The organism is Brevundimonas sp. G8 (genome assembly GCF_902506205.1).
Classification (GTDB): Bacteria; Pseudomonadota; Alphaproteobacteria; order Caulobacterales; family Caulobacteraceae; genus Brevundimonas.
Genome location: NZ_LR732816.1, coordinates 645,877 through 662,149, shown reverse-complemented (window position 1 = coordinate 662,149; position 16,273 = coordinate 645,877). Strand labels below are relative to the sequence as shown.

17 protein-coding genes are annotated in these 16,273 nt (G+C 67.8%); 7 read left to right on the top strand and 10 right to left on the bottom strand.

The genetic code is table 11. The features are described from left to right. The first annotated feature begins 29 nt into the window (after window positions 1-29). Window positions 30-1,697 carry a bifunctional diguanylate cyclase/phosphodiesterase gene (locus CHRYSEO8AT_RS03225; protein WP_159846184.1) on the top strand — a complete coding sequence of 556 codons (1,668 nt, stop codon included), beginning with the start codon at window positions 30-32 and terminating at the stop codon, window positions 1,695-1,697. A gap of 53 nt (window positions 1,698-1,750) precedes the next feature. On the opposite strand, the gene CHRYSEO8AT_RS03220 is transcribed toward CHRYSEO8AT_RS03225, so the two are convergent. Further along, the gene (locus tag CHRYSEO8AT_RS03220; protein WP_159846181.1) at window positions 1,751-2,980 is read right to left on the bottom strand and encodes an MFS transporter; all 1,230 of its coding nucleotides are present in this window, start codon (window positions 2,978-2,980) and stop codon (window positions 1,751-1,753) included. 149 nt (window positions 2,981-3,129) lie between these two features. Here CHRYSEO8AT_RS03220 and CHRYSEO8AT_RS03215 point away from each other — a divergent pair, with 149 nt between their 5' ends. From CHRYSEO8AT_RS03215 to CHRYSEO8AT_RS03205, 3 genes are all read left to right on the top strand, one after another. After that, window positions 3,130-3,690, top strand: a complete 561-nt coding sequence (locus tag CHRYSEO8AT_RS03215) for a TetR/AcrR family transcriptional regulator (protein WP_201304341.1) — start codon at window positions 3,130-3,132, stop codon at window positions 3,688-3,690. A 48-nt stretch (window positions 3,691-3,738) separates the two neighbouring features. Beyond that, complete coding sequence (locus CHRYSEO8AT_RS03210; RefSeq protein WP_159846175.1) at window positions 3,739-5,439, top strand: bifunctional protein-serine/threonine kinase/phosphatase; 1,701 nt, start codon at window positions 3,739-3,741, stop codon at window positions 5,437-5,439. A gap of 136 nt (window positions 5,440-5,575) precedes the next feature. Next, window positions 5,576-6,412 carry an outer membrane protein gene (locus CHRYSEO8AT_RS03205; protein ID WP_159846172.1) on the top strand — a complete coding sequence of 279 codons (837 nt, stop codon included), beginning with the start codon at window positions 5,576-5,578 and terminating at the stop codon, window positions 6,410-6,412. Between the two features lie 23 nt (window positions 6,413-6,435). On the opposite strand, the gene CHRYSEO8AT_RS03200 is transcribed toward CHRYSEO8AT_RS03205, so the two are convergent. Then, on the bottom strand, window positions 6,436-7,005 hold the full coding sequence (locus CHRYSEO8AT_RS03200; RefSeq protein WP_159846169.1) for a YqgE/AlgH family protein: 570 nt from the start codon (window positions 7,003-7,005) through the stop codon (window positions 6,436-6,438). Between the two features lie 126 nt (window positions 7,006-7,131). Here CHRYSEO8AT_RS03200 and CHRYSEO8AT_RS03195 point away from each other — a divergent pair, with 126 nt between their 5' ends. Together CHRYSEO8AT_RS03195 and CHRYSEO8AT_RS03190 are read left to right on the top strand one after the other, a co-directional pair. Continuing rightward, complete coding sequence (locus CHRYSEO8AT_RS03195) at window positions 7,132-7,617, top strand: peroxiredoxin (RefSeq protein WP_159846164.1); 486 nt, start codon at window positions 7,132-7,134, stop codon at window positions 7,615-7,617. Window positions 7,618-7,669: 52 nt separating this feature from the next. Then, window positions 7,670-8,101 (top strand): very short patch repair endonuclease, encoded by a 432-nt coding sequence (locus CHRYSEO8AT_RS03190; protein ID WP_159846161.1) that lies wholly within the window; start codon window positions 7,670-7,672, stop codon window positions 8,099-8,101. Here CHRYSEO8AT_RS03190 and CHRYSEO8AT_RS03185 read toward each other — a convergent pair. From CHRYSEO8AT_RS03185 to CHRYSEO8AT_RS03165, 5 genes are all read right to left on the bottom strand, one after another. Next, window positions 8,077-9,963 carry an ATP-binding protein gene (locus tag CHRYSEO8AT_RS03185; RefSeq protein WP_159846158.1) on the bottom strand — a complete coding sequence of 629 codons (1,887 nt, stop codon included), beginning with the start codon at window positions 9,961-9,963 and terminating at the stop codon, window positions 8,077-8,079. The two genes, CHRYSEO8AT_RS03190 and CHRYSEO8AT_RS03185, sit on opposite strands and share 25 nt — an antisense overlap. Before the next feature lie 70 nt (window positions 9,964-10,033). After that, entirely contained in the window at window positions 10,034-11,092 is a 1,059-nt protein-coding gene (locus tag CHRYSEO8AT_RS03180) for a quinone-dependent dihydroorotate dehydrogenase (protein WP_159846155.1), read from the bottom strand. Then, window positions 11,089-11,448, bottom strand: coding sequence for a DUF952 domain-containing protein (locus CHRYSEO8AT_RS03175; RefSeq protein ID WP_236547407.1), 360 nt, complete (start codon window positions 11,446-11,448; stop codon window positions 11,089-11,091). The genes CHRYSEO8AT_RS03180 and CHRYSEO8AT_RS03175 overlap by 4 nt, the downstream gene beginning before the upstream one ends. Next, a complete protein-coding gene (locus CHRYSEO8AT_RS03170; protein WP_236547406.1) occupies window positions 11,445-11,969 on the bottom strand; it encodes a histidine phosphatase family protein in 525 nt (174 codons plus the stop codon). The genes CHRYSEO8AT_RS03175 and CHRYSEO8AT_RS03170 overlap by 4 nt, the downstream gene beginning before the upstream one ends. Before the next feature lie 48 nt (window positions 11,970-12,017). Then, on the bottom strand, window positions 12,018-12,758 hold the full coding sequence (locus tag CHRYSEO8AT_RS03165; RefSeq protein ID WP_159846152.1) for a class I SAM-dependent methyltransferase: 741 nt from the start codon (window positions 12,756-12,758) through the stop codon (window positions 12,018-12,020). Window positions 12,759-12,804: 46 nt separating this feature from the next. Between CHRYSEO8AT_RS03165 and gloB the strand changes: the two genes are divergently transcribed. Then, window positions 12,805-13,527: a hydroxyacylglutathione hydrolase gene (gene gloB, locus CHRYSEO8AT_RS03160; protein WP_159846149.1), complete on the top strand. Its 723-nt coding sequence runs from the start codon at window positions 12,805-12,807 to the stop codon at window positions 13,525-13,527. A gap of 6 nt (window positions 13,528-13,533) precedes the next feature. On the opposite strand, the gene CHRYSEO8AT_RS03155 is transcribed toward gloB, so the two are convergent. The 3 genes from CHRYSEO8AT_RS03155 to CHRYSEO8AT_RS03145 all read right to left on the bottom strand — a co-directional run bounded on the left by CHRYSEO8AT_RS03155 (window position 13,534) and on the right by CHRYSEO8AT_RS03145 (window position 16,255). Beyond that, window positions 13,534-14,238 carry a DUF4908 domain-containing protein gene (locus CHRYSEO8AT_RS03155; protein ID WP_236547591.1) on the bottom strand — a complete coding sequence of 235 codons (705 nt, stop codon included), beginning with the start codon at window positions 14,236-14,238 and terminating at the stop codon, window positions 13,534-13,536. Window positions 14,239-14,337: 99 nt separating this feature from the next. Further along, window positions 14,338-15,063 (bottom strand): acetoacetyl-CoA reductase, encoded by a 726-nt coding sequence (gene phbB, locus CHRYSEO8AT_RS03150; RefSeq protein WP_159846143.1) that lies wholly within the window; start codon window positions 15,061-15,063, stop codon window positions 14,338-14,340. 130 nt (window positions 15,064-15,193) lie between these two features. Further along, a complete protein-coding gene (locus tag CHRYSEO8AT_RS03145; RefSeq protein ID WP_159846140.1) occupies window positions 15,194-16,255 on the bottom strand; it encodes an NAD(P)-dependent alcohol dehydrogenase in 1,062 nt (353 codons plus the stop codon). Between the last annotated feature and the right edge of the window lie 18 nt (window positions 16,256-16,273).

Sequence of the window (16,273 nt, the reverse complement as noted above, 5' to 3'; positions counted from 1 at the left end):
GCCGGGGGCCGTCTGGAAGGGCGAGACGCGTGACACCACGATCCCGATCGCTGGCCTGGGACGCCACGACCGCCATCGAGGCGTTGGCCGCCGCCGATACGGCGCTGTGGGTCTGGACGCCGGCGACGGACGAACTGCGTTTCACCGGCGCGACGCGGTCGCTGGGCCTGGGGCCGCTGGCGCCGGAATGCACGGCCGCCGGCTTCGTCGCCCTGGCCATGCCCCAGGATCGCAGCCTGGCCGAACGCATGCTGAAACCCCAGGACGAGGGGGCCGAGGTCGCCGTGCGTCTGCGGATGCGCGGGTCCGAGACCTGCCTGTGGCGCGGCGTCTGGCTGGAGGACGGACTGCGCGCCGCCGGCGTCGTGGCGCTGGAGACCAAGTTCGCCGGATCGGATCGCGACACGCTGACGGGCCTGCTGGACCGCCGCGCCTTCATCGCGCGCGTGGGCGAAGTGCTGACCCAGCCGGGCGAATACGAGATCGTGGTCGGCGACGTGGATCGTCTGCGGCGCCTGAACGAGGCGCTGGGGCATGAGCGGACCGACCTGGTGCTGTCGGCGCTGGGCTCGCGCCTGGCCGCCGCCTTCAACAAGGACGCCTCGGCGGCGCGGATCGGCGAGGACGAGTTCGCCATCATCGTGCCCAAGACCGCCTCTCACACCAGCTACCGCGTGCGTGACGCGCTGGAGCAGCCGCTGCGGGTGGCGGGCTTCGACATCTATCCGACCGTCTCCATCGGGGCGGTGATGGTGGAGGGTGGGCCGGATGCGCCCGACGCCGCCGAACTGTTGCGCCGGGTCGAGCTGGCGGTGGAATCGGCCAAGGGCGCCGGGCGCGGCGGGTCGGCCGCCTATGGCCGGGCGCTGGAAAGCGATTCCTTGAGCCGTCTGGCGCTGGAGGCGGACCTGCGGAACGCCTTCGTCCGCGGCGAAATCGTGCCCTTCTTCCAGCCCATCGTGAACCTGAATACCGGGGCGGTGGCGGGCTTCGAGGCCCTGGCGCGCTGGCGTCACCCGCGCCGTGGCCTGGTGCCGCCTGACGAGTTCCTGGGCCTGACCGCCGACCTGGGGATGATGAACGACCTGGGCTTGCTGATGATGACCCAGTCGGCGCGGCAACTGGCCGAATGGATCGAACGCCATCCGCTGGCGGGCAAGATGTTCTGCAGCGTCAACCTGTCGGTCGGCGAGATCGAACGCCCGCACCTGTGCGAGGATGTGGCGCGCATCATCAAGGAAACCGGACTGCCCAAGGGCGCGCTGAAGCTGGAGGTCACCGAGGGCGACATCATGCGCGACACCGCGCACGCCGCCGAGGTGCTGCAATCGCTGAAGGATGTGGGGGCGTCGCTGGCGCTGGACGACTTCGGCACCGGCTTCTCGTCCCTGTCCTATCTGGCGCGCCTGCCGTTCGATACGCTGAAGATCGACCGCTATTTCGTGCTGACGATGAACAAGGACGAAGGCTCGGCCAAGATCGTCAAGTCGGTGGTCAACCTGGGCCGCGACCTGTCTCTGGAAGTCGTCGCCGAGGGGGTGGAGAACGCCGAACTGGCCCGCCTGCTGCTGGACGCCCAGTGCCACTACGGCCAGGGCTTCGGCTACGCCCCCGCCCTGCCGGCCCAGGAGGCCGAGGTCTATCTGGCCGAGAGCCTGGCCGACGGGACCGCGCCGTTGAAGCAGCGGTCGGCTTAAGAGGTGACAAAGGGATGGAGAGCCCGGCTCTCCATCCCTTCCGTTGTTCTGCTTCAATGTCCGGTGACAGGGGTCGTGACGGAGCGACGTCCTGATGTGAAGCCGCTATGGCGAGCAAACTGGACGATGGTCAGTGCCGCGCCCAACAGGACCAGCATGGCCCAGGGAAAGGAGGCTGCGCCCCAGCGGTCGAGCAGACCGCCGCCAATCACCCCCGCGCCTGCGATAGCGCCGTTCCATGCCACGACATTCATCGACAGGGCGACATCGGCGCCGTCGCCCGCCGTATCGGCCAGCGCAGTCTGCAACAAGGTCGCGGCGCCGCCGAAGGTCAAGCCCCAGATGGCGATCGCTACGAGGGTCGCCAGGGCGTCCCCCTGCCAGACAATCAAGCCCAGCGTGGCCAGGGCGAAGGTGACGAGGCTGATCTGCACCGTTCGTCTCAGGAACCGATCCACAAGCTGTCCGGTGACAGCGATGCCGATCAGGGCGGCGAGGCCGAAAACCAGCAGCACGAGATCGACCCGTGTCGCCAGACCCGCCGGGACGACGAACGGGGCGACGTAGGTGTACAGGATGTTGTGGGCCAGCATCCAGGTGATGACGACCGCAAGGACGGACCGCACGCCGGGCGTGACCAGCACGCGCCGCAGCGGCATTCGCGCGGTCGCGGCCTGGCCCGGATAGTCAGGCACCTTGGCGATCACCCAAGCGATCAGCGCCACGCTCATCACCGACATGAGGGCGAACGCAAGCCGCCAGCCGACGGTCGTCCCCAGCCATGTGCCCAACGGCACGCCAAGCGAAAGCGCCACGGGGGTTCCCACCATGGCTACGGCCATGGCGCGCCCTTGCAGATGAGGCGGCACCATGCGGCGCGCGTATCCGGCCAGAAGGCTCCACGCCAGACCCGCCGCCATACCTGCAAGAAAGCGCGCGATCAGCGTGACCACGATATGCGAGGACAGGGCGGTGGCGGTGTTGAAGATCAGAAATCCGCCGATGGTCAAAAGCAGGACGTTACGGCGCCTCCAGCCTTGCGTAGCGATCGTCAGCGGAATCACGGCGACCAGCGATCCGATCGCGTAGGCCGTCACCAACTGCCCGCCCAATGACTGAGAAATGTTCAGATCGGCGGCGAGCTGGGGCAGCAGGCCGGCAGGCAAGGTCTCCGTTGCAATGCAGATGAAGCCCGTCATCGCCAGCGCCAGCAGCGCGGCCATCGGCAGCTTCTCCGGCAATTCGTCGTTTGTCGGTGATGCTCTTGTCGTTGCGGCTGTCATCGTCGTCTCCATATATAGATCGATCGATCCGGATGTATGAGACGAGCCGGCGCATTGTCAACGAATTCTGGATCGAATAATCTACAAATCGAGAGGAGATGCTGATGGCCAGGACCGGACGACCCCGCGCGTTCGACAGGGACGCGGCCTTGAACGCCGCCATGCGCCTGTTCTGGGCGCAGGGTTACGAGCCCACATCCTTGAGCCAGTTGAAGGCCGTCATGGGCGACCTTTCAACGGCCAGCTTCTATGCCGCTTTCTCGTCCAAAGAGGCCCTCTTCCGAGAGGTGATCGACCTCTATCTCGCCACCTACGGGCGGGTGACGCGGAGCCTTCAGGACCAAAGTCTGCCGCCGCGGCAGGCCGTCGAAGCAGCACTGCGGCAGTCCGCGCGAATGCAGAGCGACGGGGAGCATCCGCGCGGTTGCTTCATTACCCTGGGCGCCAACAACTGCAGTCCGGAAAATGCCCATGTCGCGCGATTGCTCGAAGAGGTGCGCAGGCGTGACAGAGCGGGCATCGAAGCCCGTTTGATGCAGGCCCGCGCCGCTGGCGAGTTTCCTTTGGAGTTTGATACCAAACCACTGGCGACTGTGTTGTCCACCGTGTTGGCAGGCATCGCCATCGAGGCGCGCGATGGGCGCGGTTCGGCCGATTTGGATGCAGCCATATCGCAGGTAATGACCCTCTGGCCCGCGTCCATCGCCTGATCGCGCTTCAGCCTAGTCATGGGCGCCACGATCCCACACAGTGCGCCCATGACCGACGCCAGACTGGAGATCGCCGCCGGCTTTGCGACCTTGCAGGGGCCCAAGGCGGACAATCAGGATTTTGGCGGCGTCCATATCGGCACGGCGGCCGAGCAGCGCGAGCATGGGGTCGTGGCGGTCATCGCCGACGGGGTGTCGGGGTCGAAGGCCGGACGGATGGCGGCGGAGCTGACGACGCGCAGTTTCATCGACGGCTATCTGGATCAGAACCCGCTGAACGGCATCGCCGCCAACGGGATCAAGGCGCTGAGGGGCTTCAACCGCTGGCTCCATTCGCGTGGCAAGATCGATCCGGCGATGGAGGGGGCGGCGACCACGTTCACGGCGGTCATCCTGCGCGGGCGCGAGGCGACGGCGCTTCATGTGGGTGACAGCCGGGCCTGGCATTTCCGCGACGGTGTGCTGACGCGGCTGACCGAGGATCATACGCGTTCTCAGCAGGGGCTCAGCCATGTGCTGTACCGTGCGGTGGGGATCGAGGCGGATGTGAAGCTGGACGTGCGTCAGGTCCGGCTGGAGCCGCACGACCGGCTGCTGCTGACTACCGACGGCGTGCATGGGGTGCTGGCCGATGCGGTGATTGCGGGCCTGCTGAGACGGCGCAGCTCGCCCGATGCCGACGCACACGCGATCCTGGCCGAGGTCGAGGCGACGGGCGCGCGCGACAACGCCACCGCCATCGTCATCGACGTGGTCCGCACCGGCGCGCCCGACTGGGAGGCGATCACGGCCGAGGCGGAAGGTCTAGCCATCCTGCCGCCGCCCGCCGTGGGCGACAATGTCGACGGCTTCGCCTTGCAGCGGCTGGTCGCCGACGGGCGCTATACGCGGCTGTTCCTGGGCAAGGACACGTTGGGCGACGGAGGCATGGTGGTGCTGAAGTTCCCCAAGCCCGCCGTGGTGTCCGAGCGCGGCGCGCGCACCGCCTTCCTGCGCGAGGCCTTCATCGGTCGGCGCATCGACAGCCCGTTCGTCGGCAAGGTTCTGAGCCTGGATGCGGGCCGCCAGAGCCGGCTCTATATCGCCCAGCCCTTTTATGCCGGTCAGACCCTGCATGCGCGGCTAGCGGAGGAGGGGCCGTTCGAGATCGCAGAGGGGATCGGCGTGGCCCTGCGTCTGTCACGCGCCGTTTCGGCCCTGCACCGGGCGGGGGTGACTCACCGCGACATCAAGCCGGACAATGTGATCCTGGAGGCGACCGGCGGGCTGAAGCTGGTCGATCTGGGGGTGGCGCGCCTGCGGCTGGCCGAGGAGTTCGCCGAGGCCGAGGCGCCCGGCACCGCAGGCTACAAGGCCCCCGAAATGTATGCGGGCGAGAGCGGGAACGCCGCGACCGACCAGTTCGCCCTGGGGGTGACGCTGTATCGGCTGTTCACCCGCACCTATCCGTGGGGCGAGGTCGATCCGGCCGATGCGCCGCGTTTCGACCGGGCGCCCGTTGCCCCGACGCGGCATCGGCCGGACATGCCCGCCTGGCTGGAGGCGGCCATCATGCGCGCCGCAGCCGTCGATCCGAACGAACGGTTCGAAGACGTCGAGGAGCTGATCCACGTGCTGGAAACCGGCAGCGCCGTCGCCGCCCCGTCGCCGCGCCAACTGTCCCTGATCGAGCGCGATCCGGTGCGGTTCTGGCAGGGGGTCAGCCTGCTGCTGTTGCTGGCGCTGCTGGTGTCGATGGCGACGCGTTAGGCCCCCATACGTCGCAACGCAGCATTTGGATGTGCGACATTTAGCTCTGGATTTATCGGGAACGCCTCGGCCAGTTTGGCTTTTGTGACGGCGAGCGGGGATATCGCGCCCGCACTTTTGGCACGAAAGCCTCCCCATGATCAAAACACTCGCCTCCAGCGCCTTGGCGCTGGCCATGGTCTCCACTCCCGCCCTGGCGCAATCGGTCGCCCCTGACTGGTCCGGCCCGTACGTCGGCATCTTCGGCGGCTACAACCAGTCGAACGACGACGGTGACGAAAACCTCGGCTTCGACCGCAATCTGGACGGCCGCTATGGCGACCAGGTTTCGACCGCGCTCGGCGCCAACGCCTTCAGCCCCGGCTACTGCGGCGGCATGGCGACCAGCACCGCGCCCGGCACCGGCTGCCGTGACGACAACGACGGCGTCGAAGCGGGCGTCCGCGCCGGCTACGACATGCAGTTCGGCAACTTCGTCGTCGGCGCCCTGGCCGAATACAGCGTCAACAACGTTCAGGACTCGGTGACCGGCTTCTCGACCACCCCGGCCTTCTACACCTTCACGCGCGAGCTGGAGAGCACAGCGGCCGCCCGTCTGAAGCTGGGCTACGCCTACGGCCCCGCCCTGATCTACGGCACCGGCGGTTACGCCTATGGCAAGTTCGAGAACAAGTTCCGCACCTCGAACCAGGCCAACAGCTTCACCGAAACCAGTGAAAGCGATGACGGCGACGGCTGGCAGGCCGGCGGCGGCGTGGAATACGCCCTGGGTCGCGGCCTGACCGTCAACGGCGAATACCTGTACACCTCGCTGGACGTCGAAAGCCCGGTGATCCGCGTCGGCAACACCGGCACGACCCCGGCCGCCAACCCGTTCATCTCGGCCCCGAACACGACGGGCACCGACATGATCCGCAGCAACGGCAAGTTCGGAACCCACATGTTCCGCATTGGCATGAACTACCGCTTCTAAGCCCCGAAACGGGCGGTTGGGCTCTAGGCCCGGCCGCCCTGGCTGGACAGCATGGCCGCGTCCACGCCCATCTGGGCCAGGGCGCGCGTCCATTTCGACGTGTGTTCGCCGTCGAAGATCAGATCGAGATCGGCGTCGGCGGTCAGCCAGACGTTCTCGGCCAACTCCTCCTCCAACTGCCCCTCGCCCCAGCCGGCATAGCCCAGCAGCAGGGCGGAACGGCTTGGTCCTGCAACCGCATCGGTCATGGCGGCCAGGGCCTCGCGCGTGCCGGTCATGGCCAGGCCGTCGCCGAACGGCAGGCTGTCGTCGCCGATCATCCAGTCGTCGGTATGCAATACGAAGCCGCGCTCGCGCTCGACCGGCCCGCCCATAAGGACCGCACGGCCGATCGACTGATCCGGGGCCGGGGCCTCCAGCTTGTCCAGCACCGTCTTCAGATCCACGCCCGGCGCCGGCCGGTCCAGCCGCAGCCCCATCGCATGGTCGGGGCCGTGGGCGCAGATCAGGATGACGGCGTGTTCGAACCGGGGATCGTCGATACCGGGCATGGCGACCAGCAGGCGGCCGGTCAGGGTGGAGGCTTGGCTCATGATCCGATCATCGGTCGCGAAAGCGGCGCTTGCAAGTCGAGCGGACGCTTGCGGTCCCGGCGGCGCTCTCTATGTGTCGCAGGCGGTGTTTCCTAACCCGTCAGCCCCAACCTCAGCGAGACAATCATGACCATCCAGATCGGCGATCGCATCCCGAACGCGACCCTCGCCCAGGCGACCGCCGAAGGGCCCAAGCCCGTCAGCACCGCCGACATCTTCGCGGGCAAGACCGTGGCTCTGTTCGCCGTGCCCGGCGCCTTCACCCCGACCTGCTCGGCGCGCCATTTGCCGGGCTTCAAGGATCACCTGGCCGACATCCAGGGCAAGGGCGTGGATACGGTCGCCTGCATCTCGGTCAACGACGCCTTCGTCATGAAGGCCTGGGCCGACAGCCAGGACATCACCGACGACAGCATCGTCATGCTGGCCGACGGCAACGGCGAACTGACCAAGGCCCTGGGCCTGGTGCTGGACGGGTCGGGCTTCGGCCTGGGCGAGCGTTCGCAGCGCTATTCGATGCTGGTCAAGGACGGCGTCGTCACCCAGCTGAATATCGAACAGGGCGGCGAGTTCAAGGTGTCTTCCGCCGAGCATTTGCTCGCGCAGCTGTGATGGTCGTCGGTTCAGGCTCAAGTAGCGACGCGGTAGCCTGGATCGACATCAGATGAATACCGATGTGTTCAGCCCCGAGAAGCGCAGCGCCGTGATGCGTCGCGTGAAGGGCAAGGACACGTCGCCGGAACTGGCCGTGCGCAGGATCCTGCGCACGGCCGGGATCGGTTATCGGCTGGGTGGGGCAGGTCTGCCCGGTCGGCCGGATGTGACGATGAAGGGTCGCCGGATCGCCCTGTTCGTCCACGGCTGTTTCTGGCACGGCCACGACTGTGCGCGCGGCGCGCGCCAGCCCAAGACCAACTCCGACTACTGGATCGCCAAGATCGCCCGAAATCGCAACCGCGACGTCGCCGCCGTTCAGGCGCTGGAGGCGTCAGGCTGGCGCGTCATGACGGTGTGGGAATGCGAGATGCGGCAGCCCGGTTTCGCCGCGACCCTGGTCGCCGCCGTCAGGGATCAGGCGGCCTCGGTCCGGGCCTGAGCGGCGGTCTCGTCCAGGACGTGTTGCAGGGCGCCGATCAGGGCGGTGGGCGTCAGGGGCTTGGAGACGAAATAGGCCATACCGGCCGCCTGACACGCCGCGACATCCTCGGGCGCGGTGTCGGCGGTGACGGCGACGACGGGTGTGCTGGCATTGGGGCCGCCGCCGGCGCGCAGGCGACGCGTGGTCTCGCGCCCGTCCAGTTCGGGCATCCGCACATCCATGAAGATGACGTCGAAGACGGCTTCCTCGCAGCGCTGCAAGGCGATCAGACCATCGGCGGCGGTGGTGATCTCGCAGCCCAGCGGCTGAAGGATCAACTGCACCGCGCGGCGGTTGATGTCGTGATCGTCCACGACCAGCAGACGCAGAGGCTGGTCGCCGGCGTCGTCGGGTTCGACCTCAGCTTCGGCCTTCACAGGTTCGGGCGTCGGCTCGGGCGCCGCCGCAACGACGGGCTGGACGGCGGGCATGAAGGGCACCAGCGACCGGGCGATGTCCAGGCGGCTTTCCTCGACGATCTCCACGAGCGGCTCGGCGTCCTCGCCCTTTGGCAAAACCAAGGAGACGGTGAAGCGCGACCCCTGGCCGGGCGCGCTGCGCACCGTCAGCCGTCCGCCCATCAGATCGACCAGATTGCGGCTGATCGCCAGGCCCAGGCCCGAGCCGCCATAGCGGGCGCCGACGCCGTCGGCCGTCTGATCGAAGGGGGTGAACAGGCGCGCCAACTGGTCGGTCGTCATGCCGGGGCCGGTGTCGACGATCTCGAACAGCAGGGCGTAGCCCGACGGTTCCTCGGACCAGGCCTGGACCCGCAGGGTGATCTGGCCTTCCTCGGTGAACTTCATCGCGTTCGACATCAGGTTGTTGAGCACCTGACGGATACGCATCACGTCGCCCTTGACCCGGCGCGGGACGCCATTGGCGCCCTCGACACGCAGCTTCAGGCCCTTGGCGTCGGCCATGCCGCGCCACAGTTGAAGCGTCTGGGCCAGCATCTGACGCAGGTCGAAGTCGTTGGCCTCGACCGTCATGCGACCCGCGCCGATGCGGCTGTGGTCCAGCAGGTCGTCCAGCAAAGCCTTCATCATCAGACCGGCGTCGGTGATCAGGTTGGCGCTGGCGCGGGACTGGGAATCGGGTGCGCGCAGTTCGGCGGCGCCGGTCAGGATGGCGCCGATGGGCGTGCGTAGATCGTGACCCACGGCGGCCAGGAACGCAGTGTGATCGGCCAGGCTGTGTTCGGCCTTGAGGCGCAGGTCCTCGGCCTCGGCATGGGCGCGGCTCAGGTTCGTGGTCGTGTCGCTTATCCGCTGCCAGGTGATGACGACGTAGAAGGCATACAGGACCACCGTCGCCGCGGCTGTCATCACCAAGGGTGCGGGCGCGCCGAACGCATAGGCGAAGAAGGGGGTCGTCAGCAGATACAGCACCTGCGGCGCCAGGCTGGCGATCATCATCGGCTGGCAGCGGGCGGCGGTCGTCATGGACGACAGCATGATGGCCGGCAGCATCAAGGCGGCGCATACCCCGCCCAAAGGGCCGCCGATCTGCCACATGATAAGAGAGAGACCGCCGAACACCGTAGCGCTAACGGCCAGGGCGATGCATCCGGCGACCTTGCGCGCCGTGGACATCTCGCCCCTGTCGCCGCGCGCGACCGGACCGAAGACGACCAGTTCGACGCCCTGGCACGCGACATAGAGCACGACCCAGCTCAGGCTGAACCAGACGCCCACCATCGGCGTGACGACCAGCGCGACCGCGCAGCCCAAGGCGATACGTTGCAGCAGCGCGCCACGACGTTGGCGCACGGCGGCGGTCCAGCCGTTTTCAGCCTTATCGACGACGGTCGACTTCATGCAGGCCCTCGAATGACGAACGCAGGCCGTTCGCGTCGGCCAGACTATGCCGATCGAGCCTAACGCTCCGTCAACGGGGTGAGCCGATCGCCTCCGCGACTGTGGAAAAGCCGTCCGCGCGCAGGCGTGCGGCCAGGTCGCGCTTGATGCGGGCGACCAGGCCCGGCCCCTCGTAGATCAGGGCGGAATAGATCTGGACCGCCGTGGCGCCCAGGCGGATGCGGGCATAGGCCTCGGCCCCGCTGTCGATGCCACCGACCGCGATCAGGGGCAGGCGACCGCCCGCCGCCTCGGCCGCCGCGAGCAGGGCTTTTTCCGCGAACGGACGGATGGGGGCGCCTGACAGGCCGCCGGTCTCGTACGCGTCGGGCGAGCGCAGCATGTCGGGGCGTTCCAGCGTGGTGTTGGACACGATCAGGCCGTCGATCCGGTGCGCCAGCGACGCCTCGACGATCATGCCGATCTCGTCGGCGATCAGGTCGGGCGCGATCTTCAGGAAGACCGGCACGCGCTCGGGCCCCATGGCGGGGCGGGCGGCGTCGATACGACCCAGCAGGTCGTCCAGCTGCTCGCGGCCCTGAAGCGCGCGTAGGCCCGGCGTATTAGGCGAGGATATGTTGACGGTGAAGTATGATGCGCGACCGGCCAGTCGCTCCAGCCCCGCCACATAGTCGGCCGCTTTGTCCTCAGTATCCTTGTTGGCCCCCAGATTGGCGCCGACGATCACGCCCGAGGGACGGTGGTCCAGCCGCGCGGCGAAGGCGCCCAGTCCGGCGTTGTTGAACCCCATCCGGTTGATGATGGCCCGGTCCTCGCTGAGGCGGAACAGGCGGGGCTTGGGATTGCCGGCCTGGGCGCGCGGGGTGACCGAGCCGCATTCGACGAAGCCGAAGCCCAGGCGCGACAGGCCGCGCAGGGCCTCGCCGTTCTTGTCCAGACCCGCCGCCAGACCGACCGGGTTGGGCAGGTCCAGACCGGCCAGACGCGTATGCAGGATCGGATCGTCGGCGGGCGGCGCGGGGAGCGGAGCCAAGGCCAGCCCCTTGATCGCCAACTGGTGCGCCTGTTCCGGGTCCAGCCGTCGCAGCAGGGCGGCGCTCCCCCCCGCTAGGAAGTCGGTCAGGCTCATTGGTCGTCCTCGAACGCCATCTCGCCGTCGGTGGTGACCGAGAAGGCGCGCGACGCCGTGACGGCGGAGACCGGCAGGGGGGCATAGAGATGCGGGAACAGGTCGGCGCCGCGCGACGGCTCCCACACCAGGTCGTCGCCGAACCGGCTCAGGTCCACCGTCAGCAGCAGAAGGTCGCTGCGCCCCGCGAAGTGACGCCGCGCGGTCTCGGCGAGTTGCGCCTCGGCGGACATGTGGATGTAGCCGTCGGCCAAATCGACAGGCGCGCCGTCATAGCGGCCCTCGGCGATTGCGGCGCGCCATTCGGCGGCGTCGACGATCTTGTAGGCGGCTTCGGGCATGCGTGTGGGGCTCATGCCGAAGGCGCGCCCAAAGCACGCGGCGTCAGGAAGCCTTCGTAGGTGCAGCGGCCCGCGACATCGACGGTGAACAGGGCGGCCGCGCCGGTCGGGAAACCGCCCGACAGCTTGTCCACCACGGCCGGTGAGGCGGCGCTCTCGATCAGATATTCGGCCGCCAGCACATGGACGCCCGGATTGTGGGCCAGGATCAGCAGGCAGCCGGCCTCGTCCTCGCTGTTTTCGACGAAGCGGCGGATCACGTCCGAACCGGCGTTGTAGAGCGCCGCCTCGTCGCGCACTTCGACATCGCCGAAGGCGTCGTGCATCTGTTCCCATGTCTGGCGCGTGCGCACGGCGCTGGAGACCAGGGCCAGGTCCGGCTTCAGCCCACGTTCTGCCAGGGCGCGGCCCATCAGCAGGGCCTCTGCGCGGCCGGCGGCGGACAGGGGGCGGGCCTCGTCGCCGCCGCCGGAGGGGGCGGAGGTTTCGGCCTGGGCGTGCCGCATCAGGATCAGTCGGTGCATGATCTTCGCCATAAGGCGGTTTCCCCTCGCCGACCAGATGGCGCCCGGGTCAACTCCGCGTCAGTCGTGCCCTTTGCGCCGCGACGAGAGGGCGGCGGGCTGGGGCGTCAGGACCGGGGCGGCGACGCGCTGGGCATGGCCGCTGGGTCGGATGCGGGCGTAGCTCTGGCGCGAAGCCTCCAGCAGGATCAGGCCGGCGGTTCCCGGAAAGACGCGACGGCCCACCTGTTCGAACCCTTCGGCCAGCGGCAGCATCGGCCCCCACGGCGGCGCATACAGCGTCTGGGACCAGGCCATCGGCTCCAGTCCCACGTCGCGCACCAGTCCTTCCAGCTGACGCCGGGTGAAGGGCCGCCCATGACCGAAGGGGGTGTTGTCGGCCCGGGCCCACAGGCCGCCCCGCGCCGCCGCCGCCAGGATGATCCGCCCTGTGGGGGCCAGCGCCCGGACGGCTTCCAGCAGCAGGGCGGCGGGATCGTCGGCCTCCTCCAGCGCATGGACCAGCAGGATGCGGTCGAAGGATCCGGCGGGGAAGGGCAGGCGGCGGTCGTCCACCAGCAGGGTGCGGTTGCGCCCGACCGTCGGCCAGTGTTCGACCCCCTGGCCGCCCGGCATGGCCGCGACCACGCGCCGGGCGCCGACGAAGGCGTCCAGCCACGGCGTCGCATAGCCGATGCCCAGCACGTCGCAATCGGCCGCCTCGCCCCATGCGTCGTCCAGCCGTCGCGCCACCAGCCGTCGCGCCAAGGCCCCGGTCGGCTCGCCGTAGAAGGTTCGAAGCTCGTCGATGCTGCGCCGCATTGGCGCACTATAGGCCTGTCGGCGGCCCTGCTGCTAGGATGGGCGCATGACCCTGGATGTGCATCTGTTCCCCTGCCGCAGCGACAACTACGGCTTCCTGATCCGCGACGCCGCGACGGGCGTGGTCGCGGCGGTCGATACGCCCGATGCCGCGCGGATATTGGAAGAGCTGGAGGGACTGGGCTGGGGACGGCTGGACCTGATCCTGAACACCCACTGGCACCCCGACCACACCGAGGGCAATGAACGGCTGAAGGCCGAAACGGGCTGCGAGATCGTGGGGCCTGAGGAGGTGCGCAAGGTCGCGCCGCTGGACCGGGTGATCGCGGACGGCGACGTGGTCATAGTGGGCGAGACGCGGTTCGAGGTCACGGCGACGCCGGGTCACACCCTGGGCCATGTCGTGTTTCATGCGCCGGTGGACGAACTTGCCTTCACCGGCGACACCCTGTTCGCCCTGGGCTGCGGCCGGTTGTTCGAGGGCACGCCCGAACAGATGTTCGCCAGCTTGCAAATCCTGAAGGCCTGGCCCGATCAGACCGTGATCTGGTGCGCCCACGAATATACGGCCTCGAACGCCCGCTTCACCCTGAGCCTGGATGACCGGCCCGAGACCCTGGCGCATGCCGAGGCGATATTCGCCGCACGGGACCGGGGCGAACCCACCGTGCCGACGACGATAGGGGCGGAGAAGCGGTTCAATCCGTTCCTGACCGCAACGGATGCGGATCAGTTCGCCGCGCGGCGGGCGGGCAAGGACGCCTTCTAAAGGCGTTTAGCGGTTGAGGGCCTCGCCGCCCACGACCCGGACGATCCGGGCGGAGGACGGGCGACCGGCGATGCCGGCGTCGGCGTCGATGACGATCCGCAACGTGCCCTGGACCAGGGTGACTGACGGACGCCCCTGATCAGAGACTACGACGCGGCGAACCCGCTCGACCTGAGACCGCAGGTTGGACGACCGCGCCATGCGGACGATGGCGTCGCTGGCGGCCGAGACGGTGTCGGCGGCGACCTGTTCCGAGCCGGGCTGGATGTCCACGTCGATCACGATCAACCGCCCCATCGCCTGGCTGGCGCGGTAGCTCTGGCGCATGAAATAATCGACCAGCTGGGCGCCGGTCATGGCCGCATTGGCCAGGCCTTGCGCATCGCCGACGCGCGAGGCGGGAGAGCCCTGGGGCGCGGTGGTCGTATAGAGGGTCACGGCCCCATTGGGTGTGACCCGCAGCACCTGATCGCCGTTGTCGTTGCGATAGATGATGTCGCCGCGCGGCGCGGGCGTGGCGCGCAGGACCCAGACCTCGGTCGACCGTTCGAACCGCATCAGGGCGCGCGACCCCGAGGTGTCCAGAATGAACCCCTGGCCGTTGCTGCTGACATAACGGGCCGTGGGCGGAACCGAACGGCCCGACTGGGCGTGGGAAACGGCAGGCGCGGTCAGGCTGACGCCGATGACTGCGATGGCGGCGACCGCCATCGCAGTCACGCGTGGCGATTTTTTCGCCGTGACCGATCCCAACAACTTCATGAGAGACTTGATGAAAGCGCCGCGCGGCGGATTTTGGGCGAAGGCCCCTCAACCCACCAGGTACTGACCGCCGTTCAGCGAGAGTGTGCAGCCTGTGACATATCCGGCACGCTCGCCGACCAGCCAGGACACCATGTCCGCGATCTCCTCGCCCTTGCCCAGGCGGCCGACGGGGATGTGGCTGATGATGCCTTCCAGCACCTTGGGGTCCATCGCGCCGACCATTTCGGTGTCGATATAGCCGGGCGCGATACAGTTCACGGTCACGCCCTTGCGCGCATTCTCCAGCGCCAGCGCCTTGGTGAAGCCGATCATGCCGGCCTTGGCGGCGGAATAGTTGGTCTGGCCGATCTGACCCTTCTGGCCGTTGATCGAGGAGATGTTGACGATGCGGCCGTGGCCCCGGTCGCGCATGCCGTTGATGACCTGGCGCGTCATGTTGAAGACGCTGTCCATGTTGACGCGGATCACGTCGGACCACTGGTCGTGGCTCATCTTGTGGAAGAAGCCGTCGCGGGTGATGCCGGCGTTGTTGATCAGGATGTCGATCGGGCCCAGTTCGGCCTCGACGTCCTGCACCGCGCGGGCGCAGTCGTCGAAACTGCCGACGTTGCCCTTGACCACCATGACGCCCAGCGCCTTGGCCGTGGCCTGGGCGGCCTCGTCATTGCCGGAATAGCCGGCGGCGACGCGGATGCCGTCCTCGTTGAGGCGTTGAACGATCGCCTTGCCGATGCCCCGGGTCCCGCCCGTCACGAAAGCTACGCGCGTCATATCGTCTCCTGTCCCTATCCAGGCCCTTGGAAGGCCTTGTCGGAGTTCAGGATTAACGAGGGAGCGAAACCGCGCAAGGCGTGAATCTGACGCGACGGAAGTTTCATGCTTCCGTCGCGCTTTTCAGGGATCAGGCCGCCAGCTTTTCCATGTCGATCACGAAGCGATAGCGCACGTCGGACTTCAGCATCCGCTCATAGGCGTCGTTGATCTGATCCGGGGCGATGGTCTCGATGTCGCAGGCGATGCCGTGCTCGGCGCAGAAGTCGAGCATCTCCTGCGTCTCCTTAATGCCGCCGATCAGCGAACCGGCGATGCGGCGACGACGCCACAGCAGCGGCAGGGCGAACACCGGCAGGCCCTCGGTCGTCAGGCCCAGCATGATCATCGTCCCGTCACGCGCCAGAAGCTGGACGTGGCTGGCGATCTCGTGCGTGGCCGAGACGGTGTTGATGATCAGGTCGAACTTCTCGGCCGCCGCCTTCATCGCGTCCTTGTCGGAGTTGATCAGGAAGTGTTTGGCGCCCATCCGCTCGGCGTCGGCCTTCTTGCGGTCCGAGGTGGACAGGACGGTGACCTCCGCCCCCATGGCCGCCGCCAGCTTGACCGCCATATGGCCCAGGCCGCCCAGACCGATCACCGCCACCTTGGAGCCCGGTCCGACGCCCCATTCCTTCAGCGGGGAATAGGTGGTGATGCCGGCGCACAGCAGGGGGGCGGCGACGTCCAGCGCCAGGCTGTCTGGGATGGACAGGACGAAATGCTGATCCACCGTGATGTGGTCGGAATAGCCGCCCTGGGTGATGGTTTCGTTCGTGCCACCCTTCTTGTCCTTGCCGCCATAGGTGCCGGTGAAGCCGGGGATGCAGTATTGCTCGACGCCTTCCTGGCACGAGGCGCATTCGCGACAGCTGTCGACCATGCAGCCGACGCCGACGCGGTCGCCTTCCTTGAAGCGGGTGACATTGGCGCCCACAGCCTTCACCAAGCCGGCGATCTCGTGACCCGGCACCAGCGGATAGGTCGAACGGCCGCTTTCACTGCGCGCGGCATGAAGGTCCGAGTGGCAGACGCCGCAGTATTTGACGTCGATCAGCACATCGTCCGGGCCAGGATCGCGGCGGTCGAAACTATAGGGCGTCAGCGGCTTGTCGGCGGCGGTCGCGGCGAAGGCGCGTGTGGCGATCGGCATGGGGAAGTCCTTCAGGCT